General features: G+C 69.0%; 32 protein-coding genes. 19 read left to right on the forward strand and 13 right to left on the reverse strand.

The features are described 5' to 3' along the window. Positions 1 to 132: 132 nt before the first annotated feature. Together ACFY1L_RS22705 and ACFY1L_RS22710 are read right to left on the reverse strand one after the other, a co-directional pair. Positions 133 to 1,155: a LacI family DNA-binding transcriptional regulator gene (locus ACFY1L_RS22705; protein ID WP_388827084.1), complete on the reverse strand. Its 1,023-nt coding sequence runs from the start codon at positions 1,153 to 1,155 to the stop codon at positions 133 to 135. Between the two features lie 97 nt (positions 1,156 to 1,252). Beyond that, on the reverse strand, positions 1,253 to 2,032 hold the full coding sequence (locus tag ACFY1L_RS22710) for a winged-helix domain-containing protein (RefSeq protein WP_388827087.1): 780 nt from the start codon (positions 2,030 to 2,032) through the stop codon (positions 1,253 to 1,255). Between the two features lie 171 nt (positions 2,033 to 2,203). On the opposite strand from ACFY1L_RS22710, the gene ACFY1L_RS22715 reads away from it, so the two are divergent. From ACFY1L_RS22715 to ACFY1L_RS22725, 3 genes are all read left to right on the forward strand, one after another. Next, positions 2,204 to 3,088, forward strand: a complete 885-nt coding sequence (locus ACFY1L_RS22715) for an alpha/beta hydrolase (protein ID WP_388827090.1) — start codon at positions 2,204 to 2,206, stop codon at positions 3,086 to 3,088. 67 nt (positions 3,089 to 3,155) lie between these two features. Next, the gene (locus tag ACFY1L_RS22720; protein ID WP_058924521.1) at positions 3,156 to 3,410 is read left to right on the forward strand and encodes a MoaD/ThiS family protein; all 255 of its coding nucleotides are present in this window, start codon (positions 3,156 to 3,158) and stop codon (positions 3,408 to 3,410) included. A 2-nt stretch (positions 3,411 to 3,412) separates the two neighbouring features. Beyond that, positions 3,413 to 4,510, forward strand: coding sequence for a hypothetical protein (locus tag ACFY1L_RS22725; RefSeq protein ID WP_388827094.1), 1,098 nt, complete (start codon positions 3,413 to 3,415; stop codon positions 4,508 to 4,510). Positions 4,511 to 4,527: 17 nt separating this feature from the next. Here the strand turns inward: ACFY1L_RS22725 and ACFY1L_RS22730 are convergent, their stop codons facing one another. From ACFY1L_RS22730 to ACFY1L_RS22755, 6 genes are all read right to left on the reverse strand, one after another. After that, a complete protein-coding gene (locus ACFY1L_RS22730) occupies positions 4,528 to 4,788 on the reverse strand; it encodes a DUF3099 domain-containing protein (RefSeq protein ID WP_388827097.1) in 261 nt (86 codons plus the stop codon). Between the two features lie 74 nt (positions 4,789 to 4,862). After that, positions 4,863 to 5,150, reverse strand: coding sequence for a DUF1416 domain-containing protein (locus ACFY1L_RS22735; RefSeq protein WP_003991226.1), 288 nt, complete (start codon positions 5,148 to 5,150; stop codon positions 4,863 to 4,865). Positions 5,151 to 5,223: 73 nt separating this feature from the next. Next, the gene (locus ACFY1L_RS22740; protein ID WP_388827100.1) at positions 5,224 to 6,063 is read right to left on the reverse strand and encodes a sulfurtransferase; all 840 of its coding nucleotides are present in this window, start codon (positions 6,061 to 6,063) and stop codon (positions 5,224 to 5,226) included. Positions 6,064 to 6,187: 124 nt separating this feature from the next. Then, on the reverse strand, positions 6,188 to 6,268 hold the full coding sequence (locus ACFY1L_RS22745; protein ID WP_350751515.1) for an Ms5788A family Cys-rich leader peptide: 81 nt from the start codon (positions 6,266 to 6,268) through the stop codon (positions 6,188 to 6,190). Positions 6,269 to 6,466: 198 nt separating this feature from the next. Then, positions 6,467 to 7,213, reverse strand: a complete 747-nt coding sequence (locus tag ACFY1L_RS22750) for a DUF2993 domain-containing protein (RefSeq protein WP_388827103.1) — start codon at positions 7,211 to 7,213, stop codon at positions 6,467 to 6,469. 166 nt (positions 7,214 to 7,379) lie between these two features. Next, positions 7,380 to 7,742 (reverse strand): DsrE family protein, encoded by a 363-nt coding sequence (locus tag ACFY1L_RS22755; RefSeq protein ID WP_388827106.1) that lies wholly within the window; start codon positions 7,740 to 7,742, stop codon positions 7,380 to 7,382. 102 nt (positions 7,743 to 7,844) lie between these two features. Between ACFY1L_RS22755 and ACFY1L_RS22760 the strand changes: the two genes are divergently transcribed. The 6 genes from ACFY1L_RS22760 to ACFY1L_RS22785 all read left to right on the forward strand — a co-directional run bounded on the left by ACFY1L_RS22760 (position 7,845) and on the right by ACFY1L_RS22785 (position 12,649). Continuing rightward, complete coding sequence (locus ACFY1L_RS22760) at positions 7,845 to 8,639, forward strand: hypothetical protein (RefSeq protein WP_388827109.1); 795 nt, start codon at positions 7,845 to 7,847, stop codon at positions 8,637 to 8,639. A gap of 98 nt (positions 8,640 to 8,737) precedes the next feature. Beyond that, entirely contained in the window at positions 8,738 to 9,532 is a 795-nt protein-coding gene (locus ACFY1L_RS22765; protein ID WP_388828366.1) for a hypothetical protein, read from the forward strand. After that, on the forward strand, positions 9,529 to 10,368 hold the full coding sequence (locus tag ACFY1L_RS22770; protein WP_388827112.1) for a hypothetical protein: 840 nt from the start codon (positions 9,529 to 9,531) through the stop codon (positions 10,366 to 10,368). The genes ACFY1L_RS22765 and ACFY1L_RS22770 overlap by 4 nt, the downstream gene beginning before the upstream one ends. Before the next feature lie 227 nt (positions 10,369 to 10,595). Continuing rightward, positions 10,596 to 11,171, forward strand: coding sequence for an FABP family protein (locus tag ACFY1L_RS22775; protein WP_388827115.1), 576 nt, complete (start codon positions 10,596 to 10,598; stop codon positions 11,169 to 11,171). A gap of 53 nt (positions 11,172 to 11,224) precedes the next feature. After that, entirely contained in the window at positions 11,225 to 11,674 is a 450-nt protein-coding gene (locus ACFY1L_RS22780) for a Fur family transcriptional regulator (RefSeq protein WP_388827117.1), read from the forward strand. Positions 11,675 to 11,683: 9 nt separating this feature from the next. Then, positions 11,684 to 12,649, forward strand: a complete 966-nt coding sequence (locus ACFY1L_RS22785) for a YgfZ/GcvT domain-containing protein (protein ID WP_388827120.1) — start codon at positions 11,684 to 11,686, stop codon at positions 12,647 to 12,649. 20 nt (positions 12,650 to 12,669) lie between these two features. Here ACFY1L_RS22785 and dtd read toward each other — a convergent pair whose 3' ends face one another. Continuing rightward, positions 12,670 to 13,095, reverse strand: coding sequence for a D-aminoacyl-tRNA deacylase (gene dtd / locus ACFY1L_RS22790; protein WP_388827123.1), 426 nt, complete (start codon positions 13,093 to 13,095; stop codon positions 12,670 to 12,672). A gap of 178 nt (positions 13,096 to 13,273) precedes the next feature. Between dtd and ACFY1L_RS22795 the strand changes: the two genes are divergently transcribed. From ACFY1L_RS22795 to ACFY1L_RS22805, 3 genes are all read left to right on the forward strand, one after another. Beyond that, the gene (locus ACFY1L_RS22795; protein ID WP_388827126.1) at positions 13,274 to 13,885 is read left to right on the forward strand and encodes an aerial mycelium formation protein; all 612 of its coding nucleotides are present in this window, start codon (positions 13,274 to 13,276) and stop codon (positions 13,883 to 13,885) included. A gap of 36 nt (positions 13,886 to 13,921) precedes the next feature. Further along, positions 13,922 to 14,875, forward strand: coding sequence for an asparaginase (locus ACFY1L_RS22800; RefSeq protein ID WP_388827128.1), 954 nt, complete (start codon positions 13,922 to 13,924; stop codon positions 14,873 to 14,875). Between the two features lie 143 nt (positions 14,876 to 15,018). Next, positions 15,019 to 16,275 carry a GNAT family N-acetyltransferase gene (locus ACFY1L_RS22805; protein ID WP_388827131.1) on the forward strand — a complete coding sequence of 419 codons (1,257 nt, stop codon included), beginning with the start codon at positions 15,019 to 15,021 and terminating at the stop codon, positions 16,273 to 16,275. Positions 16,276 to 16,422: 147 nt separating this feature from the next. Here ACFY1L_RS22805 and ACFY1L_RS22810 read toward each other — a convergent pair whose 3' ends face one another. Then, a complete protein-coding gene (locus ACFY1L_RS22810) occupies positions 16,423 to 16,608 on the reverse strand; it encodes a hypothetical protein (protein ID WP_388827134.1) in 186 nt (61 codons plus the stop codon). Between the two features lie 172 nt (positions 16,609 to 16,780). On the opposite strand from ACFY1L_RS22810, the gene ACFY1L_RS22815 reads away from it, so the two are divergent. After that, positions 16,781 to 17,695 (forward strand): winged helix-turn-helix domain-containing protein, encoded by a 915-nt coding sequence (locus ACFY1L_RS22815; protein ID WP_388827137.1) that lies wholly within the window; start codon positions 16,781 to 16,783, stop codon positions 17,693 to 17,695. A gap of 35 nt (positions 17,696 to 17,730) precedes the next feature. On the opposite strand, the gene ACFY1L_RS22820 is transcribed toward ACFY1L_RS22815, so the two are convergent. After that, the gene (locus ACFY1L_RS22820; RefSeq protein WP_388827140.1) at positions 17,731 to 17,919 is read right to left on the reverse strand and encodes a hypothetical protein; all 189 of its coding nucleotides are present in this window, start codon (positions 17,917 to 17,919) and stop codon (positions 17,731 to 17,733) included. Between the two features lie 169 nt (positions 17,920 to 18,088). On the opposite strand from ACFY1L_RS22820, the gene ACFY1L_RS22825 reads away from it, so the two are divergent. Together ACFY1L_RS22825 and ACFY1L_RS22830 are read left to right on the forward strand one after the other, a co-directional pair. Further along, positions 18,089 to 18,991, forward strand: a complete 903-nt coding sequence (locus ACFY1L_RS22825) for a winged helix-turn-helix domain-containing protein (RefSeq protein ID WP_388827143.1) — start codon at positions 18,089 to 18,091, stop codon at positions 18,989 to 18,991. Then, the gene (locus tag ACFY1L_RS22830) at positions 18,991 to 19,728 is read left to right on the forward strand and encodes an HAD family hydrolase (protein WP_388827146.1); all 738 of its coding nucleotides are present in this window, start codon (positions 18,991 to 18,993) and stop codon (positions 19,726 to 19,728) included. The genes ACFY1L_RS22825 and ACFY1L_RS22830 overlap by 1 nt, the downstream gene beginning before the upstream one ends. Here ACFY1L_RS22830 and ACFY1L_RS22835 read toward each other — a convergent pair. After that, positions 19,719 to 19,943 carry a hypothetical protein gene (locus ACFY1L_RS22835; RefSeq protein WP_388827149.1) on the reverse strand — a complete coding sequence of 75 codons (225 nt, stop codon included), beginning with the start codon at positions 19,941 to 19,943 and terminating at the stop codon, positions 19,719 to 19,721. The genes ACFY1L_RS22830 and ACFY1L_RS22835 overlap by 10 nt on opposite strands. A 192-nt stretch (positions 19,944 to 20,135) precedes the next feature. Here ACFY1L_RS22835 and ACFY1L_RS22840 point away from each other — a divergent pair, with 192 nt between their 5' ends. The 3 genes from ACFY1L_RS22840 (at position 20,136) to ACFY1L_RS22850 (ending at position 24,359) form a co-directional block, all read left to right on the forward strand. After that, positions 20,136 to 21,035, forward strand: a complete 900-nt coding sequence (locus tag ACFY1L_RS22840; protein ID WP_388827152.1) for a GntR family transcriptional regulator — start codon at positions 20,136 to 20,138, stop codon at positions 21,033 to 21,035. A 291-nt stretch (positions 21,036 to 21,326) separates the two neighbouring features. Next, positions 21,327 to 23,432 carry an aminoglycoside phosphotransferase family protein gene (locus tag ACFY1L_RS22845; protein WP_388828369.1) on the forward strand — a complete coding sequence of 702 codons (2,106 nt, stop codon included), beginning with the start codon at positions 21,327 to 21,329 and terminating at the stop codon, positions 23,430 to 23,432. A gap of 39 nt (positions 23,433 to 23,471) precedes the next feature. Then, the gene (locus tag ACFY1L_RS22850) at positions 23,472 to 24,359 is read left to right on the forward strand and encodes a hypothetical protein (protein ID WP_388827155.1); all 888 of its coding nucleotides are present in this window, start codon (positions 23,472 to 23,474) and stop codon (positions 24,357 to 24,359) included. Positions 24,360 to 24,365: 6 nt separating this feature from the next. Here the strand turns inward: ACFY1L_RS22850 and ACFY1L_RS22855 are convergent, their stop codons facing one another. Next, positions 24,366 to 25,328: a zinc-binding dehydrogenase gene (locus ACFY1L_RS22855; RefSeq protein WP_388827158.1), complete on the reverse strand. Its 963-nt coding sequence runs from the start codon at positions 25,326 to 25,328 to the stop codon at positions 24,366 to 24,368. Between the two features lie 92 nt (positions 25,329 to 25,420). Here ACFY1L_RS22855 and ACFY1L_RS22860 point away from each other — a divergent pair, with 92 nt between their 5' ends. Then, positions 25,421 to 26,026, forward strand: coding sequence for a TetR family transcriptional regulator (locus tag ACFY1L_RS22860; RefSeq protein WP_388827160.1), 606 nt, complete (start codon positions 25,421 to 25,423; stop codon positions 26,024 to 26,026). Positions 26,027 to 26,052 lie beyond the last annotated feature (26 nt).

Below are 26,052 nucleotides of genomic sequence, written 5' to 3' on the forward strand. Positions count from 1 at the left end.
GCGCAACCATGAGAGCTTCCTGAGCGCCCGCTGAGAAGCCCGGCAGAACCTCGTATGCCCGATATAAAGGCAGTACTCGCAGCTGGGCGGGGCCTCTCAGACAAGGTTCATGGAAGCGTCCCGTCAGGGGCGCTACTCGCAGCCGCAGGACCGACGCACCACCAGCCGGGAAGGAAACGTCTTCAACCGCTCCCGCCGAGCCCCGGCGACCCGCAGCCCGTCGTCCAGCACAAGGTCCACCGCAGCCCGAGCCATCGCCGAGCGGTCCGACGCAACCGTCGTCATCGGAGGATCCGCAAGCGCCGCCTCCTTGATGTCGTCGAACCCGACGACCGCCAGCTCCCCCGGCACATCGATGCGCAGCTCGCGCGCGGCCCGCAGCACACCGATCGCCTGGTCGTCGGTGGAGCAGAAGATCGCGGGCGGCCGCCGCGGCCCGGAGAGAATCTCCAGCCCCACCTGGTACGCGTCATACCGGTTGTACGGCGCCTCGAAGAGCCGCCCCTCCGTGGAGATCCCGGCCTCGTCCATCGCCTGCCGCCAGCCCTCGACGTGGTCGGAGACGGGGTCGCCGACGGCGGGGGTCTCGGCCGTACCGCCCATACAGGCGACGTACTCGTAGCCGTGCTCGATCAGGTGCTGTACGGCGAGCCGGGCGCCGCCCAGGTCGTCCGTGACGACGGCGACGTCGTCTATGGCCTCGGGCCGCTCGTGCAGCAGCACCACCCGGGCGTCCCACGCCTCGATCTCCGCGGCGGCGAGGTCGTTGAGCGCATGGCTGACGAGGATCAGGCCGGAGACCCGCATGCCGAGGAAGGCGCGCAGGTAGTGGACCTCGCGCTCGCCCACGTAGTCGGAGTTGCCGACCAACACCATCTTTCCGCGCTCGGAGGCGGCCTGCTCGACCGCGTGCGCCATCTCCCCGAAGAAGGGCTGGCGCGCGTCCGGCACGATCAGGCCTATGAGGTCGGTGCGCCTTGACGCCATCGCCTGGGCGACCCGGTCCGGCCGGTACCCCAGTTCCTTGATGGCGGCGAGGACACGCTCGCGCGTGGCCGGGGCGACCGGCCGGGGTCCGTTGTTGATGACATAGCTGACGACGGCGGTGGAAGTTCCCGCCAGCCGCGCCACATCATCCCGAGTCACCTTGGCCACGCGCGGAGTCTACGCGGATATACCCGCTCTGGGCAGGGCGAGAAGGAGCTTCACTCGACGCTCCCTGTGCGGAAGCAATGCCCTGCCCGGGCGGCCGCTATGCCTCCGCCGGTACCTCGGCGGCGTCCAGGGCGGCCGTCTCGTCCGCATCCTCCGGCTTTGCGGCGACAGCCTTGGCCTTCGCCTCGTCCGAAGTGCGGTCGGCCTTCTCGGGAGTAACGAATCGATAACCGACGTTCCGGACGGTCCCGATCAGCGACTCGTGCTCGGGTCCGAGCTTGGCGCGCAGGCGCCGTACGTGGACGTCGACGGTGCGGGTGCCGCCGAAGTAGTCGTATCCCCAGACCTCCTGCAGCAGCTGTGCGCGCGTGAACACACGGCCCGGGTGCTGCGCGAGGTACTTCAGGAGCTCGAACTCCTTGAAGGTGAGGTCGAGGACGCGCCCCTTGAGCTTGGCGCTGTAGGTGGCCTCGTCGACGGACAGGTCGCCGTTGCGGATCTCCATCGGGGAGTCGTCGTTGACGATCTGCTGCCGGCCCATGGCCAGGCGCAGACGGGCCTCGACCTCCGCCGGGCCGGCGGTGTCGAGGAGGACGTCGTCGATGCCCCAGTCGGCGGTGACGGCGGCGAGGCCGCCCTCGGTGACGACGAGGATGAGCGGACAGCCAGGGCCGGTGGAGCGCAGCAGCTGGCAGAGGCTGCGGACCTGCGGCAGGTCACGGCGCCCGTCGATGAGGATGACGTCGGCGCCCGGGGTGTCGACGAGGGCGGGGCCTTCGGCGGGAGCCACGCGCACGTTGTGCAGCAGCAGGCCAAGGGCCGGGAGCACCTCCGTCGACGGCTGGAGGGCATTGGTCAGGAGCAGCAGAGAACTCATACGTCTGGTTCCTCCTCGGTCCCTGCGAGGACGTTGTGCGGTGCGGCACTGCTCTGCGATCCCGAAGGCCCGTACACCTGCGGTTTCCCGCGTCGTATACAACGCTTCCGAAAGCACAAAAGGACCCGGGGGCTACGCTGCCCGAGTCCTCTGCCCAGCAGAATAGCCCACATGAGCACTACTCCGGCAGGTCATGTGGCGCGATCCACCGTTCGTCCGAACTCCGAGACGAGCAGACGCACACCTTTACGGACGTTTCTACACACGGACGACGGCGTGACGATCGATTCCGTATACGACCCGGGTCGGGCCGTATACGACGCCTCCGCGCCACCTGCCGTTGATCTCGTGTTCGTCGTCGCCCACGGCTTCACCGGCGACGTGGACAGACCGCACGTACGGCGGGTGGTCGAGGCGTTCACGCAGTACGGGGCCGTGGTCACGTTCTCCTTCCGCGGCCACGGGGCCTCGGGCGGGCGCTCGACGGTCGGCGACAAGGAGGTGCTGGACCTGGCGGCCGCGGTGCGGTGGGCGCGCTCGCTCGGGCACACGCGCGTGGCGACCGTCGGCTTCTCCATGGGCGGCTCGGTGGTGCTCAGGCACGCGGCGCTGTACGGCACCGACGGGGGGCGGCACGAAGGGAAGCGCGAGGGGCGCACGGAAGCGGCGACGGACGCCGTGGTTTCGGTGAGCGCTCCCGCCCGCTGGTATTACCGGGGAACGGCCCCTATGCGGAAGCTCCACTGGCTGGTAACGCGTCCGGAGGGCCGCCTTGTGGGCCGACACGTCTTCCGTACGAGGATCCACCACCGGGAGTGGGACCCGGTGCCGCTGTCTCCCGTGGAGGCGGTGCCGGGCATCGCGCCGACCCCGCTGCTGATCGTGCACGGCGACCGGGACGGATACTTCCCCGTCGACCACCCCCGCATGCTGGCCGCCGCGGCGGGCGACCACGGCGAACTGTGGCTGGAAGGCGGCATGGGCCATGCCGAACATGCGGCCACGGACGACCTGCTGGCCCGCATCGGGGACTGGGCTGTCGCTCGCGCGGGCTAGCCTGACGGAGTACACAGCCGGATACACAGCAGACCGACTGCCTACTGATCATCGATTGAGGAACCGGATGCCAAAGGTCACGGTGCGCTACTGGGCCGCCGCGAAGGCCGCGGCCGGGGTCGCCGAGGAGCCGTACGACGCGGCCACCCTCGCCGAGGCGCTCGACGCCGTGCGCGAGCGACACCCCGGGGAACTCGCGCGCGTGCTGCAGCGATGCTCGTTCCTCATCGACGGTGACCCCGTGGGCACCCGCGGACATGAGACGGTACGGCTGGCCGACGGCGGCACGGTCGAGGTGCTCCCGCCGTTCGCAGGAGGGTGAGGATGACCGACCAGCCGTACGACCCCCGGTACCAGGGGTACGACCCGTATCAGCAGCAGCCGCAGCAGGTGTGGCCGGGCCGGCAGGGGCACGAGGACCCGCAGGCGGCCCAGCAGTACACACAGCAGTGGCAGGGGCAGACCTGGGAGACGCAGCTGCACCAGCCGGTGTCGGGCACGGAGACGGCGTACCTGCCGCCGCAGGCACCGACCGATCCGTCGGCCTACGGGACCCAGGCCCAGGCCTGGAACCAGCAGCAGCCCCCGCAGGCACCGGCGCCCGAGCAACCCGGGGAGGTGCCCGGGACCGCCTACGGTCCGGCCACCCTGGGCGGCAACTCCCGCATCACCGACGCCCAGCGGGCCCGCCTGGAGGGCCGCTCCCCGATCATCGAACCGGGCATGCAGCCGGCCGCGCTCACGGCGCTGCTGGGCCTGCTCCTGTCCGGTACGGCGGCACTCGGCTCGTACGCCCTGCTGGCGCCGCTCGTCGTCCTCCAGGCGGTCACCGCGGCGGGCTGGTTCCGGCTGAACGGCATGTGGCCGGCCCGGCAGGGCATCGCGCTGGCGTTCCTGGGCGCGCTGGTGGCGGACGCGGCACTGCTGACGGCGGGCCGCGAACAGGGCCCGGAGGCGATCCTGGGCACCCTGGGCGTCTGGGTCCTGCTGTCCCTGGTCCTCCAACTGCGCTCCCACGCTGACCCGGACGAGCGGATGTACGGCCTGATGGCGTCGGTGGCCTCGGCGGCGCTGTCGATCGTGGCGGCGGGTTATCTCGCGGCGGCCGGGGAGGCGGTGTCGGTGGGCGCGGCGGCGGTCGCGGTGGCCCTCCTGGCCCGCGCCCTCCCGCTGCCCACCCCGGCCTCGATCGTGGTCTCCCTGCTCGCGGCGGCGGGCGCAGGCATCGCGGTCGGCGCCACGACGGACTTCGGCCCGAGCGGCGCCCTCCTGGGCGCGGCCGCAGCGGCCTGCGCCCTGATCGGCCACCGTGTGGCGAGCTACGACTACCCGTCCCGCTTCGTCCACTTCACAGCGGGCGTGGCCCTACCACTGACCGCTGCGGCGCCGGTGGTCTACGTATTGGGCCGGGCGCTGGGCTGACGCCCCTGGTCGGCAGGTCACCGTGGTCGTTTCTTGCCGTCCAGTTCGTCCCACCACTCGTCGGACTTGGGGTCGCCGGACGGGTCGTCCCACCAGCGGTCGTCGGGGCCCCGTCGGTTGGCGACCATCGCGGCGACCGGGGGGATGACCATCGCCACGACGCACATGGCGACGGCCGCCGGGATCGACCAGAGGCGTACGACTCCCCAGGCCAGGACGAACAGCGTGATGCAGGTGCCCATCATGGCGAAATACGCGTGACGCCGACGTGCCAGCATGCCTCCAGGGTAGAACCGGGGACGCCGAAGGGCCGTACCACAAAAGGTACGGCCCTTCGTTCGTGCTGGTGCCGTCAGACGGCGATCGCGACCTCCGCGAGGCCGCCCTGCTGGGCGACGACCGTGCGGTCGGCGGTGGCGCCGGGGACCAGGGCCCGGACGGTCCACGTGCCCTCGGCCGCGTAGAAGCGGAACTGCCCGGTGGCGGAGGTCGGGACCTCCGCGGTGAACTCGCCGGTCGAGTCCAGCAGGCGGACGTAGCCGACCACGGGCTCGCCGTCCTTCGTCACCTGGCCCTGGATCGTGGTCTCACCGGGCTTGATCGTCGAGGCGTCCGGGCCGCCGGCCTTCGCTCCACACATGTCTTTCTCCAAGAGGGGTCTGACCGGAGGAAGGCCGGTCGGGATTTGCGGGTTTGTTCGCTTGCTGCCGGTCTTACTTGTTGGCGCCGAGCTCGATCGGCACGCCGACGAGGCTGCCGTACTCGGTCCAGGAGCCGTCGTAGTTCTTGACGTTCTCGACACCGAGCAGCTCGTGCAGGACGAACCAGGTCAGGGCCGAGCGCTCACCGATGCGGCAGTAGGCGATCGTGTCCTTGGCCAGGTCGACGTTCTCCTCGGCGTAGAGCTCCTTGAGCTCCTCGTCCGACTTGAACGTGCCGTCGTCGTTGGCGTTCTTCGACCACGGGATGTTGCGGGCGCTCGGGACGTGACCCGGACGCTGCGACTGCTCCTGCGGCAGGTGCGCGGGGGCGAGCAGCTTGCCCGAGAACTCGTCGGGCGAGCGGACGTCGACCAGGTTCTGCGAACCGATGGCCGCCACCACGTCGTCGCGGAAGGCGCGGATCGACTTGTCCTGCGGCTTGGCGGTGTAGGAGGTCTCGGCGCGCTCGGGGACCTCCTCGACCAGCTCGCGGGCGTCCAGCTCCCACTTCTTGCGGCCGCCGTCGAGAAGCTTGACGCTGTCGTGGCCGTAGAGCTTGAAGTACCAGTAGGCGTACGACGCGAACCAGTTGTTGTTGCCGCCGTAGAGGATCACCAGCGTGTCGTTGGCGATGCCCTTCGACGAGAGGAGCTTCTCGAAGCCCTCCTGGTCGATGAAGTCGCGGCGGACCGGGTCCTGCAGGTCCTTGGTCCAGTCGATGCGGATCGCGTTCTTGATGTGGTTCTTCTCGTAGGCGGACGTGTCCTCGTCCACCTCTACGATCGCGATGTTCGGGTTGTCCAGGTTGTCCTGGACCCAGTCGGCGTCAACGAGGACGTCGCTGCGGCTCATGCTCTTTCTCCTCCGGGGCAGTTGCGGCGGGGCGTGCGAGTGCGAGGGGTGCGCGCGCTCGTGCGAGGGCAGCACACGGGTGCCCTGGTCAGGGCGAGGGGGATGCGGAGCTCTGCGCTTCCGCTCAGAAGGGGCGACAGAGCATGGCGGCGACGCGGCACAGGTCGACTGCCCGCCGCTTCGTGAGATCCGCCTGTCGCTTCATGGGCTCGATCGTAGGGACGGACAGCCTGGCGTGTCACCGGTGTGTCGTATTTTGAGACGCGATCGTCCGGGATATGAGAAACGATCAGTGCCCGTGCCGTCTCGGTACGGCTTCCGGGCGCATGTATCCGTCGTCACAGCTGTGGTGCGGACGATGCCGTCTCACCTTTCGGACTCTGTCGTTCCACCGAACGTCGTCCTACCCGGCCAGCTTGACGTTCGAACCCTTCACCGTGATCTCCACACCGTTCTGCGCAGCCTGCACACTGTCCAGCTGTACACCGCCCGGCAGCTCGTCGATCTTCTGCTGGAAGTCGGTGATCGACCGGATCCGGGACTCTGCGAGGTCGACGACCAGCTTGGGCAGGTTGTCGGCGTGCACCTTCACGGTGTCGCCGTCGACGGTGACCGTGCTGAGCACCGGGTACGTCTGCGAGGCGCCGGCGACCGAGACCTTCACGTCGACCTTGATCTTGCCGTTGCCGCCGTCGGAGAGGCCGACGACCTGGGCGGTGACCCCGGAGATGATGTCCGTCGGCTGGGACTTGGCCGCCTTGAGCAGCTCGTCGTAGGCGATGGTCGCGGTGCCCGTCGCGGTGGACGCGGTGGCGGAGCTGTAGTCGCCGGAGAACTTGACGCCCTTCATGTCGGCCTTGAGGTCGTCGATCCGGATGCTCTTCGGACCGCCGTTGCCCGACGTGGCGGTGCCCGTGTCGGCCTCGTAGTCCTTGATGTCGACCTCGACGTCGTCCAGCTCGCCGGAGGCGACCTGGGTGAGGAAGGGGAAGCCCTTGATGGACACGTCCGGGGTGGAGGCCAGGTTCTCGGTGGTCTTCAGCTTGTCCGCCGCCTCGTTCTCGGCGAAGTGGACCGCCACGCGGTCGGCGATCACGAAGAGGCCGCCCAGGATCACGACGACGATCAGAAGTATTCGCAGGGCGCGCATTCGGTGTTTCCCCCACCTGGCCGGACGACAACGACGACGGTCACGACGACCGGGTGGCCGTCTGGCGCGAGACTAACCCCACGGCGAGCTGCGGCCCGGGGATTGTCGATCACCTGTGACAGGAGATGCGGCCGACAGGAGATACGGCCGGGGAAGGCATCCCGGCTCAGTACACCAGCGCCTGCGTCTCGTCCCCCAGCGCCTCCTGGACGAAGACCTGCGCCCCGGCGATCCGTACCCCCTCGATGACGTCCTTCTCCGTGATGTCCCGGCGGGCCGCGCACTGGGTGCACAGCGTGACGTGGCCGGCCGCGAGGATCGAGTCGAGCAGGTCGGGCAGCGGGGCCGCGTGCGGCAGCTCGAACTCGGCGGCCCGGCCCGGCAGCGCGAACCACGCGGACTCGCCGGTCAGCCACAGGGAGACGTCGACACCGCTGGCCACGGCCACCGCCGCCACCGTGAACGCCTGTGAGCACCGCTCGGGCGCATCGGCCCCCGCCGTCACCTTGATCACGAGCTTTTTCGCCATGGCCGAATCGTAATCAACTCGCTTACAACTCCGGCCCCCGGCAGTGAGTCTTCTGTGAGCGCGCATATGGAATGCACGCTTCACGTTCTGTGGGGGGACGTCTTGGAAGTACCCGAAGAGGTGGCCGACGCACCGGTTGTGCCGGTTGTTCCGGCCGACGTACCGGTTGTTCCGGCCACTGAGCCGCACCGGCCCCGGCGCCGTGGCCGCACCACCCTGCTCATCGCCGGCGCCGCGGTCCTCGGCGTCGTCGCCGGCACCTGTGTCGGCTACGTCGTCCAGGCCGACCGCGAGCCGACCAAGTTGCCGTCGCTGTCCCAGCCGAAGCTGGCCCAGAGCAAGGGCAACGGCCCCGAACCGCTGTCGGCCGCGCAGGACCGCCGCGTGAAGACCGACGGCGACCTGCGCAGGCTGCTGCTCAAGAAGCCGGGCGGCACGAAGAACGCCGACTGGCTGACCAGCTCCGACGGCTGGATGGACCTGGCCGGTTACGCGGAGACGTACACCAAGCCGGCCGGCATGTTCGGCGACCTCGTCGGCAGCGAGTTCCGCCGGGCCGCCGTCACCGGCTGGGAGACCGGCAACTACGACGTGGAGATCCGCCTGATCCAGTACCGGCAGGAGGAGGGCCGCGAGGCTGCCGACGCCAACGACAACAACCTGTACTGGGCGGACGCCAAGGCCGGCACCGACAACTGGTCGATCCCCGGCACCGGGGACGGCGAGGCCTATGTGCACTCCCGGCCCCGCACCGAGGCCGGCTATCTGCCGCAGTACAGCGCGGAGGCCTTCGCCTGGCGCGGCGACATCTCCGTGGAGATCTTCGTCTGGGACACCAAGCCCGTCCCCAAGGCCAAGATCATGGACCTGGCAAAGCGGCAGATGGAGCGGCTGTGAGCGAGAACCAGAACGAGCAGCCGGTGAATGACGAGCAGTCTGTCGGCGACCAGCAGCTGGTGGGTGCGGTCGGCCCGGTCGAGTTCGTGACGCCCGACATGGCCGCCGGCTTCGCCGCGGCGCCCGTCGCCGTGCCCGCCAAGCCGCCCGTCCGCCTCGGCCGCGTCGCCGCCGTCGCCGGGTCCGTCCTGCTCGCCGTGGCCGTCGTCGTCGGCGTCGTCACCACCGTCGTCACCGTGAACGGCGCCGACCGCGACGCGGGCGCTCCGGTGTGGAAATTCCCCGTGGACAAGGCCAAGGACGCGAAGGCGGCCGCCCCGAAGGGGCTCGCCGCGATGCTCGTGCCGTACGGCGCCGACGGCTGGACCCGCGGGCCCGACATCGCGGAGTTCGGCTCGGACGCGCAGCTCAGCGGCGCCGAGGCCACGGCGCTGCGCAAGCAGTCGCTGAGCGACCTGCCCCGTTCGCAGCGCAAGCGGCTGGAGAAGCAGATCGACAAGGAGCGCATCAAGGGCATGGCGATGCGCAGCTACGTCAGCACGGACGAGACCTCCTCCGTCTACACGAACAAGGCCTCCACCGTCTCCGTCCAGCTGGCCCAGATGGACAACAAGGCGGCCGTGCGGAACCTCTCGGAGTTCCAGAACGAGTTCCTCGACGCCCTCGGCGTCTTCCGTGACGGCCCGCGGATCGAGGGCCACAAGAACGCCCGGTGCTTCCTGCCGCCCGCGGACGACAAAGAGAAGCTCGACGCGATGTACTGCTCCGCCTACCAGGGCGACGTCCTGGTCACCCTCACGGCCAGCAGCGCCAAGCCGCTGCAGAAGACAGGAATCGCGATGCTGCTGAAGGAACAGCTCGACCGCATCGCCGAGCCGGGGGAGGCGGTATGACCGAGCAGCAGCACACCGAGGTGCCCCCGATGCCGGACGCCGCACCCCTCGTACCGCAGCCCGCGCCGAAGAAGGACCGCCGGGTCCTGCGTGCCGTGCTGCGCTGGACCGCCGCCGTCGTGGTGTTCGCGGCGGCCGGGGCGGGAACGGCGTACGGGATCACGGGCATGGAGCGGACGGACGTACCGGGTCTGAAGACCGAGTCGGACGGGCGCTGGGACTACCCGACGCTCGTCAAGCCGCCGCTGCCCTCCGGCAGTCCCGGGCCCTTCGCCGAGGACAACAAGGCCGGCGCCCACTACGCCGACCTGCGCGCCCTCGTCCTGCCCGCACCCAAGGGGGCGACCGAGGACAAGGCCCTGAGCGGCAAGGACGGCTGGCTGGCGACGAAGGACTTCCTGGCGGAGTACGCGCAGAAGGACGACCGCGAGACGCTGCGGCAGAAGTTCGTCGACAACGGTCTGCGGCACATCGCGGCCCGCGGCTGGACCACCCCCGACGGCACGCACACCCGCATCTACCTGCTGCACTTCGACACCGCGGCGGTCGTGGACGACATGTTCTCCTCCGACATCGCGCCCTACAGCAGCCCCGGCTACCAGCTGCGCGGCGTCGGTTCCTCCGTCAACGACGAGGGCTTCGCGCCGCAGGCCCGGGTCGAGGAGGTCCCGTACTCCGCATACGTCGAGACCAAGCCGTACGGCGCCGAGATGGTCCGGCAGGCGTACCTGTCCGCCGGTGACGTTCTCGGGGTGATCGTGCAGTCCCGGAAGGGCACCGCGCAGCCCGTCCCCTTCCGGCAGACGGTGATCCTGCAGAGCCAGCTGTTGGGGTGACCCCCGTAGGGCCTACCTCACGCGGAGAGCCGGGCCCCACCCGACTAGAGTGGGGCCCGGCTCTTGTGTACAGCCAACCCTCGCTCAACCAAGGAGCACCCCGTGCTTGAGGCATTCTTCGAAGCCCTGCTGGTCCTGGTCTGCGTCGGCGTCCTCGCCTTCGCCGGGCTGACCGTGAAGAAGCTGTACCAGGGCCAGCGCTGACCCCCGTCTAGGAACCGCCACTCATGATCGAGATCCCGTCCGACCTCCACAAGGACCTCGTCCCGCTCGCCTTCCTGCTCGGCAACTGGGCCGGCGCGGGCGTCCACGACTTCCCCGGCTCCGAGAAGTGCAACTTCGGGCAGGAGGTCACCTTCACCCACGACGGCCGGGACTTCCTGGAGTACCACTCCCACACCTGGGTCCTGGACAACGACGGGAACAAGGTCCGTCCCCTGGAGTCCGAGTCCGGTTTCTGGCGCATCGACGCCGACCGCAAGGTCGAGGTCACCATGGTGCGCAACGACGGGGTCGTCGAGGTCTGGTACGGCGAGCTCGCCGACAAGAAGCCGCAGATCGACCTGGTCACGGACGCGGTGGCGCGCACGGCCGCCTCCGGCCCGTACACCGGCGGCAAGCGCCTGTACGGCTACGTCAAGAGCGATCTGATGTGGGTCGGCGAGAAGCAGACCCCCGAGGTCGAGCTGCGCCCCTACATGTCGGCCCACCTGAAGAAGGTCGTCACCCCGGAGGACGTCGAGCGCTGGGCCAAGGCCCTGCCGGACGACATGCCGGACGACGGGATCGCCTTCTTCAAGTAGGCGTTCGTCTTCTTCAAGCAGGCCTTCGTCCGAGTGGGCCTAGACTCGTCGGTGTGGTGAGCACCGACTGGAAGAGCGACCTCAGGCAGCGCGGCTACCGGCTGACGCCGCAGCGCCAGCTTGTCCTCGAAGCCGTGGACACCCTCGAGCACGCGACCCCCGACGACATCCTCACGGAAGTGAAGAAGACGGCGTCGGGGGTCAACATTTCCACCGTGTACCGCACGCTGGAGCTCCTGGAGGAGCTCGGGCTGGTCAGCCACGCCCACCTGGGGCACGGCGCGCCGACCTACCACCTCGCGGACCGGCACCACCACATCCACCTCGTCTGCCGCGACTGCACGAACGTGATCGAGGCGGACGTGAGCGTGGCCGCCGAGTTCACCGCGAAGCTGCGGAAGGAGTTCGGCTTCGACACGGACATGAAGCACTTCGCGATCTTCGGCCGGTGCAAGGATTGTGCTGAGAAGACTTCGCTGAAGAGTTCAACTACCGAGTCGTAGGCTGTGTGTATGAAAAGCCCTCTGCTGTCCCTGCCCGGCGCCGTCCCCGCCGAGGGCGTGGACGAAGGCGTCGCCGCCCACTACGGAGAACTGTTCCGCGAGCAGCGCGCCCTCGCCGACGGCACCGGCTTCGTCGACCTCTCGCACCGCGGTGTCGTCACCGTCTCCGGCGAGGACCGTCTGAGCTGGCTGCACCTGCTGCTCACCCAGCACGTCAGCGATCTCCCGACCGGTCAGGCCACCGAGGCGCTGATCCTCTCCGCGCACGGCCACATCGAGCACGCGCTCTACCTGGTCGACGACGGCGAGACGGTCTGGGCGCACGTGGAGCCGGGGACCCAGGAGGCGCTGATCGCGTACCTGGAGTCGATGAAGTTCTTCTACAAGGTCGAAGTCGCCGACCGGACGGCCGAGTTCGCGGTCGTGCACCTGCCGGCCGGTTCGATCGCCGAGGTCCCGGAGGGCGTCGCCGTTCGCGAGACCGCGTACGGCCGCGATCTGTTCCTGCCGCGGGCGGACCTGGAGTCGTACGCCGAGAAGGCCGGACCGCCGGCCGGGATCCTGGCGTACGAGGCGCTGCGGGTGGAGAACCACCGCCCGCGCCTGGGCTTCGAGACCGATCACCGCACCATCCCGCACGAGTTGGGCTGGATCGGCTCGGCGGTGCATCTGCAGAAGGGGTGCTATCGGGGGCAGGAGACGGTGGCCCGCGTCCAGAACCTGGGCAAGCCGCCCCGCCGCCTCGTCTTCCTCCACCTGGACGGCAGCGAGGTCCATCTCCCCACCCCCGGCACGGAGATCCGCCTCGCCGACGAGGACCCCGACGGCCGCAAGATCGGCTTCATCACCACGTCCGTACGCCACCACGAGCTGGGCCCGGTCGCCCTCGCCCTGGTGAAGCGGAACGTGCCGCTGGACGCGCGGCTGGTGGCGGGCGACACCGCGGCCGCCCAGGAAGTCGTCGTGGAACCCTAGGGGTTCGGATCTCCCGCGGTTCAGATCTCCACGAGCACGGTGAACGGACCGTCGTTCGTCAGTGACACCCGCATCTGCGCGCCGAAGCGGCCCGTCGCCACCGTCGCGCCGAGCCCCCGCAGCTGGGCGACGACCTCGTCGACGAGGGGCTCGGCGACATCGCCGGGGGCGGCGGCGTTCCAGGTGGGGCGGCGGCCCTTGCGTGCATCCCCGTAGAGCGTGAACTGACTGATCACGAGCAGCGGGGCGTCGATGTCGCTGCACGACTTCTCGTCGTGCAGCATGCGGATCGACCAGAGTTTGCGGGCCAGTTGGGCCGCCTTCTCCTTGGTGTCCTCGTGGGTCACGCCGACGAGGACGCACAGGCCCTCGCCGATGATCTCCCCGACCGTCTCGCCGTCCACGACGACGCTCGCGCCGTCCACCCTCTGCACCACTGCTCGCATACGACCATCATGCCGGGCTGTCCGCGGGAGACCGCACGGGGCTTCGTGGAGACCGCACGAGGCTTCTTATTGATCCTTAACCCCCCATCTGGGGCCGATCGGGGGCACTCGGTCACATAGCGGCCACTTGGGGTGGCACGATGCTTCCACACGCCGGTCGAGGGGACGGTAGAGGCACATGAGCACACCGAGTACCGGGCGGCTGGAGACATGCCGGCCGCCCGTTCAGCGCACGGACAGCGAGGCCGGCCCGCAGCCGCCCGCCGATCCGCCCGAGCACGACCTGACGGTGCTCAGCCTGACCGAGCTGCGCACCCTGCGCCGGGACGCCCAGCGCGACGAGGCCGATCTCAGTTATGTACGGCGGCTGCTGCAGGGCCGCATCGACATCCTGCGCGCGGAGCTGGCGCGACGCCGACCGGCGTCCGTGGTGGACGCGGGGGCCCCTGACCAGGGCCTCGGCGAGGTGTCGGTGGTCGACCGGCTCCCGGAGATCCTGACGGACGCCCCGGCCCGGCACCGTTCCTCGGCCCGCCATGTGACGCTGGGCACCCCGCACAGCGAGGAGTACCGGCGGCTGGCCGCTGAGATGCTCGCCGAGGTCGAGCTCTCCGACCTGGACGCCCGCACCGACCTGGAGCTGAACACGGCGATGGGCCGGCTCGTGCGGTACGAGCAGCAGGTCTCCCGGTGCCGGCAGCGGCTGCAGCGCACGACGGACGACTGCAGCGGGGAGATCGCCCGGCGCTACCGTGAGGGGGAGGCACAGGTCGACGACCTGCTGACCTGACCCAGCCGTCGCGACGCCTCCGGAGGACCGCCGCCGATGTCCCAGCCCGCCATACCGCCGGTCCTCTGCGAAGTCGTACGTTCCGGGTTCGTCGAGGGCCGGCATCGGGGCAGTCTGGTGGTGCTGGGCGCCGACGGGGCGGTGGAGCTGGCCCTCGGGGACGTGACCTCGCCCGTCTTCCCGCGCTCCTCCAACAAGCCGATGCAGGCGGCGGGCGCGCTGCGGGCGGGGCTGGAACTGGCGGGGGAGCGGCTGGCGCTGGCCGCGGCGAGCCACTCGGGGGAGCTCTTCCACCGTGACCTGGTACGGAAGATGCTCGCCGAGCACGGTCTGGACGAGGGGTATCTGCAGTGCCCGCCCGCCCTGCCGCTGGACGCGCAGGAGCAGGAGGCGTACCTGGCCTCGGGCGAGACGCGTTCCCGTGTCGCCATGAACTGCTCCGGCAAGCACACGGCGATGCTTGCGGCCTCGGCGCACCGGGGCTGGCCGCTGGAGACCTACCTGGACCCCGGCCACCCGCTCCAGCAGCTCATCCACAGGGCTGTGGAGGAAGCGGCGGGCGAGCGGGTCGCCGCCGTCGGTACGGACGGGTGCGGTGCCCCGCTGTTGGCGATCAGCCTCACCGGCCTCGCCCGCGCCTACCGCTCCTTCGTGCTCGCGGCCCCCGGTTCGCCGGAGCGCCGCGTCGCCGACGCCATGCGCGCGCATCCCGAGTACGTGGCCGGCACCCGGCGGCCCGACACCTGGGTCATGCGCGGGCTGCCGGGTGCCCTGTCGAAGATGGGCGCGGAGGCGGTCCAGGCGGTGGCCCTGCCGGACGGCAGGGCGATCGCGTTCAAGGTGGAGGACGGGGCGGGGCGGGCGCTGGGACCGGTGCTGGGGCGGGTGCTGGAGCTGCTGGGCGTCGATGCGCCGGTGGTGGAGCGGATCGGGAGGGTGCCGGTGCTCGGGGGCGGGCGGGAGGTGGGGGAGATCCGGGCGGTGTTCTGATCTTCGGGTACGTCCGACGCGGTGATCGGCGGCTTCGGGTGATCGGCCGGTTCGGGTGAACGGCGGCTTCGGGTGAACGGTGGCTTCGGAGGGCGGGAAAAATCCCCGCGACACCCCATACGCCGTACACCTACCGTGATCCCATGACCCGCGCGCACTCCGACATAGACGTCCGCCCGATCACCGAGGCAGAGCTCCCCGAGTGGCTCCGCGCAGTGCACACCGGATTCCTGCGTGAGCCCAGCGTCTCCGACGAGGAAGTCGAGGCCCGCAGCACCCAGTTCGAACCCGGCCGTTATCTCGGCGCCTTCGACGGAGCCCGCTGCGTGGCGACGTTCCGGTCCTTCGCCCAGGAGGTCACCGCGGTCGGCGGCGAGCTCGTCTCCGCCGACGCGATCTCCGGCGTCACCGTCACCGCCACGCACCGCCGCCGCGGCCTGCTCACCCGCATGATGAACCGGGACCTCGAGGCGGCCCGCGACCGCGGGGACGCCGTGGCCACGCTGATCGCCGCCGAGTACCCGATCTACGGCCGCTACGGCTTCGGCGCCGCCACCTCGGCCACCGAGTGGACCGTCGAAGTCCCGCGCGCCGGCCTCGACCCCCGCTGGTCCGGCCCGGACGACGGCGGCCGTATCGACATCGTGGACGCAGAGGACGTACGCAAACTCGGCCCCGAACTCCACGACCGCGTCCGCCGCACCACCCCCGGCGTCGTCAGCCGCGACGACTGGTGGTGGCAGCTCAACACCGGTGCCGTGCGCGTCTTCCCGAAGTGGACCGAGCCGTACTTCGCCCTGTACCGCGCGGCGGACGGCACGGTCGAGGGCCTCGTGGCGTACGAGGTGGACGACAAGTGGGTCAACGACAAGCAGCCATTGGGCACGGCGAGTGTGCAGGGGCTGATCGCGGCGACCCCGGCCGCCGAGCGCGCTCTGTGGCTCTACCTCTGCTCGATCGACTGGGTCACGCAGGTCAAGAGCGGCCCTCGCGCCCCGGACGACCTGCTCCCGCTGTTCCTGCCGGACCCGAGGGCCGCCCGCATCACCACGCAGTCGGACTGGCTGTGGGTGCGGATCCTGGATGTCATACGGGCGCTGGAATCGCGGACCTACGAGGGCGCGGGTTCGCTGGTGCTGGAGGTCGCCGACCGTGCCGGGTTCGCGGACGGCCGCTACCGGCTGGAGGCTTCGGCGCAGGGTGCGTCCTGCACGCCGACGACCGAGAGCGCCGAACTCGCGCTGGATGTCGTCGAGTTGGCGCGGCTGTGGCTGGGTGACGAGTCGGCGGTGCGGCTGGCGGCGCTGGGACTGGTGCGGGAAGAACGAGCGGGCGCCGCCCGAGTGGCCGACGCCCTGCTGCGTACGTCCAGGCGGCCTTGGTGCCCGGACATGTTCTGAAGCCCCTTCCTGTAGACGGCGGTTGATGACTCATCCGTAGCTGTGCTCTTCAGTTGTCGGTGTTGAGTTGTGGCTGTGCGTTTGGTGCAGACTGGCCAGGCTCCCGGCTCCCCTCCGGAAGGGAGCCCGGCCAGCCGGATCCTGGGTTCAGTTCGACTGGGCGAGCAGCATCACGAGGATGACCGCTCCGAGCCCGCTGATCATGGTGTTCTTGGCCTTGAGCCCGATGGTGAGCGCGATGAAGGCGATGATGCCCATCGGCCCGTACTTCCACTGGATGAGCTGCTCGAATCCGATGGCGAGGGCGGCTACTACGAGGGCGACGAGCGGCATGACGGTCCCTCCTTCGGGACGGGGAGGCGGACCCCTGGTTGCGGCCAACCCTCCGGAAGTTTGACCATGTTGCTCAAGTTGGCGACCAACTTCACTCTGCTTATCTCCGCTTGGAAGCGGCTTATAACCACCTTCCCGAGAACTGCCCAAAGATGGCGGGAAGTTGTAGTGTTTGGTCGTGGACCCGAAACACGCCTCCGTCAATGGACGGAAGAGGTCACAGCGGCCACAGACGTCACATCGAGAGGTGGCCGACGAGCTGCGCGCCCGCATTCGCTCGGGTGCGCTGCGCCCGGGTCAGCGCATGCCCACGCAGGCCAAACTGGCCGACGAGTTCGGCGTCGAGCGCGGCGCCGTACGCCAGGCCCTGCGCATCCTGCAGTCGGAGCACCTGCTGACCAACGTGTCGAAGGGCGCCCCCGCGACCGTCGCCTCCGACCTGGGTCTGGCCAAGGCCCTGACCGGCCCCGCGGCCCCGCCGCTGCCCACCATGGTGGCCCTGGCCCCGCGCATAGCGGACGCCTTCGCGGCCCCGCACGTCGAGATCGACGCCCTCTGCCTGACCTCGGTCTCGCTGACCCTCGCCATCGGCGAACCACTGCGCCAGATCCACGCCGGACAGCTGAAACCGGCCAAGGTCGACGTCCGGGTGATGCTGCCGAGCCGTGACATCGACCTCGCCTTCCCGACCCCGGTGGAGAGTTCGACGGACGGGCGGCTGCAGCGCCGCTGGCTGGCCCACCGCAACGCGCAGGGGCAGGTGCTCCAGCACAACCTGCTGGCCCTGCGCGCCACGCACGGCATCGACGTCAACGTCACCTTCCGCGCGCTGCCCTTCACACCGCCGGTGAAGCTGTACCTGCTCAACGGCATGGAGGCGCTCTTCGCGTACTACACGCTCACGCGGCGCAAGGAGGAGATCGACCACGAGCACCTGGAGATGTACGACGCCACGGGCACCCAGTCGATGCTGTTCGCCTTCGAGCAGGGCGCCGGCCTGCGCGACACGACGTTCGTGGAGCAGTCCCACCTGTGGTTCAACGCACTGTGGGAGACGATCAGTTCGGAGCTGACGCTCACGGGCTGATCGTCTCCCACAGTCACCGACCAGGGGGTTTGCGCTCATAGAGCGGGCCCCGCGACCAGCAGGGCGAGCACCACGGCCCCTATGGAGCTGACGGCCGGGTTCTTGGCCTTGATGCCTATGGTGAGGAGCAGCAGGCCGATGATGCCGGTGGCGCCGTACTTCCACTGAAGGGTCTGCTCGATGCCGACGACGAAGACGGCGGAGAGGAGGGCGAGGGCAGGCATGGTGTTCCCCCTTCGTGCTTCGTGCTCGTGGGCGGGACGGGGCGGTGGGGGTGAGGTGGTTCCAAGGAAGCAAACCTTCCGCCAACTCGGTCGAGTTGGCAACCAACTCCAACTAAGTTGTCCCCACTTGGCCCCCACCTATAAACAAGTAACAAACAACTCCCCGTAGATGGATCTGAGTTGTAGCGTTTTGGTCGTGACCCAGGAGAACGTGGCAGTGAACGGCAGCAGAAGGCTCTCCCCCCAGGAGATCGCCGACATCCTGCGGGACCGTATCCGCAGCGGCGACCTCAAGGCGGGGGACCGCCTGCCCACACAGGCCGAGCTGGCAGACGAGTTCGGCGTCGAACGCGGCACCGTCCGCCAGGCCTTGCGCGCGCTCCAGGAAGACGGATTGCTCAGCAACGTCAGCAAGGGAAGCCCCCCACGCATCGCGGCACCGCCGGCTCCCGCCGCGGGGGAACCACAGCCGACCATGGTGGGGCTGGCACCACGGTTGACGGAGGCGTTCGCGGAGCCGCACGCGCGCGTGGACGTCGTATGCCACACGGCGGAGACCCTGATGCTGGCCCTCAGCGAACCGGTCCGGCAGATCCACGAGGGGAGCATTCGGCCCGAGTCGATCGACGTGCGCATCCTGGTGCCTTCTCGGGAGATCAACCTCGCCTTCCCGCGCCTGGTCGAGATCGGTGGCGAGGACGACCCGGTCCATCAGCGGTGGCTGGCGATGCGCAACGCACAGATCCACGTCTTGAGGCACAACCTGCTTGCCCTGCGCTCCACTCACGGTATCGACGTCCACGTCACCTTTCGCGCACTACCCTTCACCCCGCCGATCAAGCTGTACGTCCTGAACAGGGAGGAAGTCCTGCTCGGCTACTACGTCCTGGCCGAACGGGAGGAGGAGTACGAGAGCCAGACCTTGGAGATGTACGACGCCCTGGGCTCCCAGTCCCTGCTCTTCTCTTTCGAGAAGAGGGCCAGCCAGCGCGACGCCGCGTTCGTGGAGGAATCCCAGAAGTGGTTCGACGCCCTCTGGGAAACCATCACGACGGACCTGACACTCTCCTAGTGACTAGTGATACGACGCAGACTGAACCGGTGACAGTAGAGACAGGGAACCTGCGAGAACTGATCACCAACGCCCGCTTCGTGCTCTTCGACTTCGACGGCCCGATCTGCCGGCTGTTCGCGGGGCACAAGGCGGAGCAGGTGGCGAGCGAGCTCGTCGCCTGGCTGGAGCAGCAGGGACTGCGTGGCTTGCTGACCGATGAGGAACGGTCCCACCCGGACCCGATGGTCGTGCTCTATGCCATCAACAGAGAGCATCCGCGCAGCGACCTCGTGGCAGAGCTGGAGGAGCGACTCACCCAGCAGGAGCGCAGGGCGGTCCCCAGCGCCATGCCGACGGCCTACGCGGACCCGCTGATACGCACCTGGAGTGCCGTGGGCAGCCGGCTGGCGGTCGCCACCAACAACTCGCCCCGCACAGTCTCCGACTACCTATCCAGGCGCGGCCTGGCCGACTGTTTCGCCCCGCATGTCTACGGCCGCACCAGCGAACTCGATCTGCTGAAGCCGAACCCGCACTGCCTCAAGCAGGCGCTGAACGCCATGGGTTCCGCTCCCTCCGCAGCCCTGATGATCGGCGACGCTCCCACGGACCTGTGGGCCGCGGAGAGTGCCGGTGTGCCATTCCTGGGCTACGCGCGTAACGAGTACAAGTACAAGCAGCTGAGGGATGCGGGTGCGCAGACAATCGTCGGTTCGCTCCTGCCGGTGCTGCAGCTGCTACGGGATCAGCCCTGAACGCACAGTGCGAGAAGGGCGACCAGGAGGCCGAAGGCCCACCACTGCGGGTGGCTGTGGATGGTTCGCAGCAGCCACACCGCCAAGCTTCGTATGAGCACCGGGGCTAGGGCGAGCAGGAGCGCTCCTCCCAGGCCGACGAGCCCGAGTCGTGTCTGCGCCAGTCGGCCGATCCCGAACTGGAGGATCGCCCCCATCACTTGGAAGAAGATCACGTTCCCCACCCCGTCCACTTCAGCGAATCGATCAACTACCGGTCCAATTGGACTGGTTGCCTTGAATAGGTTGTGCCCTGCCTGCTTGATCCCTTAACTGGCCGAGTATTGCCGGATGTGTGGACCGGCAAATCGGCCACCAATATGGCTGGAAGCGGTTTGTCGGTGTTTGATGCGCGGTACGGTCGCGTTGTGAGCGAAGAGCGCAGCGACGGAGGCGGCCCGGAGTTCGAGCGTGTCCTGGAAGCGCTGCGTACCCGCATAGCCGACGGCACGTACGCGGTCGGCTTCCTACTGCCCCCACAGCGTGAACTTGCCGACGAGTTCGGAGTGTCGCGCGACACCGTGCAGCGCGTCATGCGCGAACTGAAGGACGACGGTTGGATCGAGTCCCGCCAGGGCAGCGGGTCCCGGGTCCTGAGGGCGTTGATACATTCGACGACTCAACCGCTGGAGGCCCCGCGTCTGCGGGCGACGCTGGGGCCCTTCATCGCCAGGGCCTTCGCTCAACGGACAGTCCAATTGGATGTCTTCACCCTCACTTCGGAGAGCCTGGACGCCCACATCCGGCTGCAGGCCGAGCGGATCCGCCTGGGGGAGATCCACCCGGAGACCATCAGACTGAGACTGCTCCTGCCCGACGAGTCGGTGAAGTCGCCATACCCACAGGCGAATCGGTCGACCGAAGGAGGGCAGGACTTGGCGGACCTCGACCGACGACTCCAGGAAAGGCTGCATGGAATCACCCGGCGGCACACCTCCTCACTTCGCGCCGCCCTGCGGGACCTGAAGACGGAGGGTCTGGTGCCGGTGGTGGAGGTGGAGGTCCGGACGATAGCGCTGGCCCCGCCGTTCAAGCTCTACCTTCTTCGTGACACCGAAGCTTTGCTCGGGCCGTACGAAGTGGTCGAGCGCTCGATCCTGCTCGACGACAAGACGGAGATCGACGCCGTGGACGTCCTGGGCCTGGGCTCGACGCTGACCCGGCACGTCAACGACGTAGGCGACCCCAATGCAACTGGATCCGTATTCATGGAGAGCTGGCAGACCGCGTTCGATTCCTGGTGGGACCATCTCGCCAAGGCGTCCTGAAGCACGGCGTCCACGTGCGGGAATTCGATCAGCGCGAAACTGACGTCCGATCGCGTCATCGCCAAGTGCGCCACTCTTTGGCGACGTTGGCCATGCGTGCGTGTGCAGGGCACTAGAGTGTGCCCACTCTTCATGGCGCATGAAGATCGGCGGTCCCTCATAGTTACTCAGGAGTGCCCCTTGGGTGGTCCAACCGTGTCCGTGGCCCGGCGGCGGACTGCGTACGACGACTTCGTCCGTTACGCCAGGACAGTGGGGGAGTTCGGCCGAGGACATCACAACCTCAACTACATGGCGCGGCCGCTGACGGACGTCGACCGTTGGCTCGTCGGCTGCGAGGACGGGGAACTGGTCACGGTGCGGGAGCGGATCCGCTCCGCCCTGCCCGTGGTCATCAGGACCTGGCAGAGCGAGGCCGAGATCCTCCACGCCATCAGCAAGGTCCTGCCCCATGTGCCGCGCTGTCTGGTCCAGCTCCGCGACGTGAACATCCTGAGCTACGTCGAGGGCGTGCCCCTGTCCAGCATCTGCCCCAACGGAAAGCCGGTCGACTCCGGCCTGATCTCCGCCCTGGCCGGCCTGCTGGCCGACATGATCCAGGTGGGCAGAAAGGATCTGCCTCAGCTGCCTCCGTCCTGGCCCCGCTCCAGCCGGGACAGCCGCGCCTTCCTGCGGACCCTCGCCCAGGCGGCGGAGGAGCAGATCAGGCAGCGCAACTGGGCGAGGTTCGGCGGGCTGTTCGCGATGCTGGGCATTCCCGAGGACGCGATGGTGCGGTTCGCCGAGAGCGTGCCCGCGATGAGCACCCGTCCCTTCAGCCTGCTCCACACGGATCTGCACCGAGACAACGTGATCGTGTCGTACCACGGCGATCCGCCGCTGATCTGCGTCGACTGGGAGCTGGCGAGTTACGGCGATCCGTTGCACGACCTCGCAACGCATCTGGTGCGCATGCAGTACCCGGACCACCAGTGGCTGGAGGTGGTGCATGCGTGGAGCGAGAGCATGGGGAAGCGGCGCAGCAAGGCGGTCTTCGGTGTCGAGCGGGACCTGAAGCACTACGTCGCCTTCGAACGCGCCCAGTCCGTCTACCCGGACGTGATGCGTGCCGCGACCTCCCTCGGTGACAACTACGACCAGCGCGAGCTGGAAGAGGCCTCTCGCACGGTCCACCGGGCTCTGCAGGCGGCCGAGAAGCCGCTGAAGCTCCAGAGCGTGCCGGACGAGAAGGCGATCGAGCACATCCTGTATCGCTGGAACCAGTCGCATGGCAAACGGCACAGCCGCGACCGGACGGCCTCCTCGATCGCATGGGTGCCCGACGACAAGGTGCAGCACCCGCTGTTTCCTCCGTCGAGGGTGCAGGAGGCGCTGTTCCAGGAGGGCGCGGCCTCGGCGGACCGGGTGTTCAAGGGGACGGCGCACCTGAGCACGGCGGTGCGGGTGAAGGGTTACCCGGAACTGGTCATGGTGCGACGGAAGGTGGGTGCCGCCAGCCCCAGGGAGCGGCGGTATCTCTTTGAGCATGCCGTCCTCGGAGCCATCGAGGCGTCAGGAGTGGTGGTGCGGGCACCGAAGGTGCTGGCACTGGGCAGCAGCGGGCTGGGGGACCAGTTCACCATCCACTCCTACGAGGGCCCGAAGGGAGGGATGCGCCACCCCGAGCATCCGGCCGACGGTCTGCTGCCGCACGAGGCGGACGACCTCGTCACCCAACTCAACGCGTTGACCTTCGTCGACTGCGAGAAGGTGACCGAGCAAGTCCCGTACGCGGAGGACTTCTACAGCCGTCTCTGCGATGACCTGATCCGCATGGTCTCGGACCTCCCCAAGATGACCACCGGTCTGGTTCGCGAGCTTGGACTGCCCTCCAGCAACCGGCTCGGGGAGCTCCTCGGGCGGCACATAGTGACGGCACGCCGGCCCGTGCTCCTGCACGGTGACTTGAACCCGTGGAACCTCGTGCGGCGCGAGGACGGCAGCGGGCTGACCCTCATCGACTGGGAAATGGCGATGGTGGGCGACCCTCTCTACGACCTCGTCCGGCACATGCACCTGACGCCGACTCGGCCGGAGATCCGCGATCGTCTGTTTGCGCGCTGGTCCAGCCTGCTGCCGGAGGACTGCACGACGGGCTGGGAGAAGGACTGGCGTGTGTACCGCTGGATCGAGACCGTCCGCTCGGCCTATGTGGACCTCGACCGGCTCGTGATGGGTGACAGCCTGGAAGCACCCAACGTCCGCCGAGCGGTGGAGCGGTATGCCATGACCTTGAACGAGGCCACCGCGAACCTGGGCCTCCAGGTCAGATCCACCGCCAACCCCTATCTTGCCCGCGCCCTGCCGCACGGAGACCATGGGAATCCGTCGGCAGAGGGGGACCCCGAAGTCATGTGACGCGAGTCCGGGGGGTCTCGTACGGGGGAAGGGGCGCGCATGTCCGGTGGTTGGCGCAGGCTGCCCGAGGAGACGGTGGGTGAGCGTCTGAAGCGCTTCCAGGCGCGCTATGAGCCTGTCGCCACTCGCCTGTTGCTTCTGGGCATCTTCGTGACGGGTCTGATCGCGCAATTCGTGAAGCCTGTGGGCGACGCCCTGGAGGGCAAGGCGTTCCTCGGGAGCTCACTGCTCAGCCTGGTGGCCTACATGCTGTACGACACGGTGAAGGACTTGGCCGCCTCGCTGCGTGCTCCGACGCGCGCGCAAGTGCAATCGCGGGATCTGGGCAGCTTCGTGACCGAGGCGTTCCGGGTGCGGAACGTGGAGATCAGCTTCCTCGGCTACACGGGCGAGACGCTCTACAACGCCCTGTACCACCGTCTGGAGGGCTTCCTCGACGACCCGGGCCCGACGAGGCGGGTATCCATCCGGTTTTTGGTCCCTGACTTCCGGCAGCCCATGAGCGTCCCCTCCCGGGTGGGCCCGGACGGCGCGCCCGAGGACGACGAGGAGTTCCGTAAGCGAGTGGAGCTGAAGTGCCAGGAGTACGACCTGACGCTGTCGGCGATCGCGCATCGGCTGACCCTGGCGGGTCGGGTGACGGCCGAGTGCGAGTACCGCTTCTACCCGGGCATACCGCGGGACAAGGTCTGCATCTTCAACCGCGAGCTGGTTCTTCACGGTCTCTACGACCTCGTCGCCCGAACCATGGGACTGGGCGCGCAACCCGAGTACTACGACCCCAAGGGCTACCGGACCGACCTCAACGTCTGGTCGCGTGAGGACAGCGACGACGCCAAGGCTGCCGTCGCGACCTGGAACAAGCACTTCGACGACCTGTGGGGTCTCGCCGACAAGCCACCCTGGCACCGCAGCGCGGCGGCCTGAGCACGTTCAGCACTCCAACAGCACCTTCCCCACCAACCGCCGACTCTCCACGGCCGCATGCGCCCGTCCCGCCCGCTCCAGCGCGAACACCTCACCGACGACCGCCCGCAGATTCCCCGCCGCCGCTTCTTCGAGGGCGTACGACGCCAGCCGCCGCCGTTCCGCCGCGTCGAACTGCACGTCCCCGATGCCGAAAACCCTGATCCCCCGCCGCTCGGCCTCCCGACCGTCGAGCGCGGCGAAGCCCCCCGTGGGCGCCCCGTGCGCCGAAAACCGCCCCCCGTCCGCCGTCAACGCAAAGGCGGCAGCCCCGAGTTCACCCCCGACCCCGTCCAGCACCACGTCCGCAGCCCCGCCCAGCGCTTCCCGTGCCCGCGCCACCCAGTCGGCATCGGAGGCGTCCACCACGGCCGACGCGCCCAACTCCCGTACCAGCGTGAGCTTTTCCGCTCCCCGGGCCACCCCCACCACCCGGGCTCCCCGTCCCCGTGCCAATTGGACCAGCAGCGTCCCCATACCTCCCGACGCCCCCAGAACCAGCACCCGCTCCCCGGCCGCCACCCCCGTCAGCTCCATCAACCCCGCAGCCGTCACCCCGTCGTGCACCAAAGCCGCCGCCGTCAACAGATCCAGGTCCTCCGGTACGGCTGTCAGGCCCGAGACCCCCGCCACCGCCCGCGACGCATAGCTGCCCTGCACGAAGGACGTGACCCGGCGGCCCAGCCAGTGCTCCGGGACCTCGGGGCCGACGGCGGTGACCGTTCCGGACACTCCGCCCCCAGGAACGTACGGAGGCGTCACCGGGAAGTAGTCGCGGCCCCAGCCCGACCGCACCTGGGTCTCCACGAAGATCGTGTCGGCGTAGGCGACGTCGATCAGTACCTCGCCCGGGCCCGGTACCGGGTCCGGGAGCTCTGCCGGGACCAGGACCTCCGGGCCGCCGAACTCCTTCACCTGCGCTGCTCGCATCACATGCCCCCAGTCGTCGTACGGACTCGTCGGCAGTCTTCGGCCTCAACCGCGCTTGAGGTCAAGCGGCGGCCGGCGCGTAGGCTCACGCCATGGCTGAGATCGGTCTGCGTGAGCGCAAGAGGCAGCGGATGTACCAGGACGTCTCGGACATCGCCGTCCGGCTGTTCATGGAGCGGGGGTTCGACGCCGTGTCGGTCGCGGAGGTCGCCGCCGCGGCCGCGATCTCCAAACCGACCCTCTTCCGGTACTTCCCCGCCAAGGAGGACCTCGTCCTGCACCGCTTCGCCGATCACGAGGACGAGGCCGCCCGGGTGGTGGCGGACGAGGCGAAGCCCCTCGCCGCGCTGCGGCGGCACTTCCTCGACGGGCTGGAGCGGTGCGATCCCATCACCGGGCTGAACGACCACCCCCAGGTGCTCGCCTTCCACACGCTCCTCTACGGGACTCCCGCCCTGGTCGCCCGGCTGTACGGCTACCTCGAGCGGTCCGAGGCCGCGCTCGCCGAGGCTCTCGGCGGCGGGCTGGACGCACGACTCGCCGCCGGGCAGATCGTCGCCGTGCAGCGCATCCTCGCGCAGGACAACTTCCGGCGGATCGTGGAGGGGGAGCCGGTGGAGGAGGTGCGGCCGGACGCGGTGGCCGCGGCAGAGCGGGCCTTCGAGCTGCTGGCGGCCGGGATGCCCCACTTCGCCTAGACGTCGGTTAGACGTCGGTCATCGCC

Source organism: Streptomyces sp. NPDC001663 (assembly GCF_042893105.1).
Taxonomy (GTDB): Bacteria; Actinomycetota; Actinomycetes; order Streptomycetales; family Streptomycetaceae; genus Streptomyces.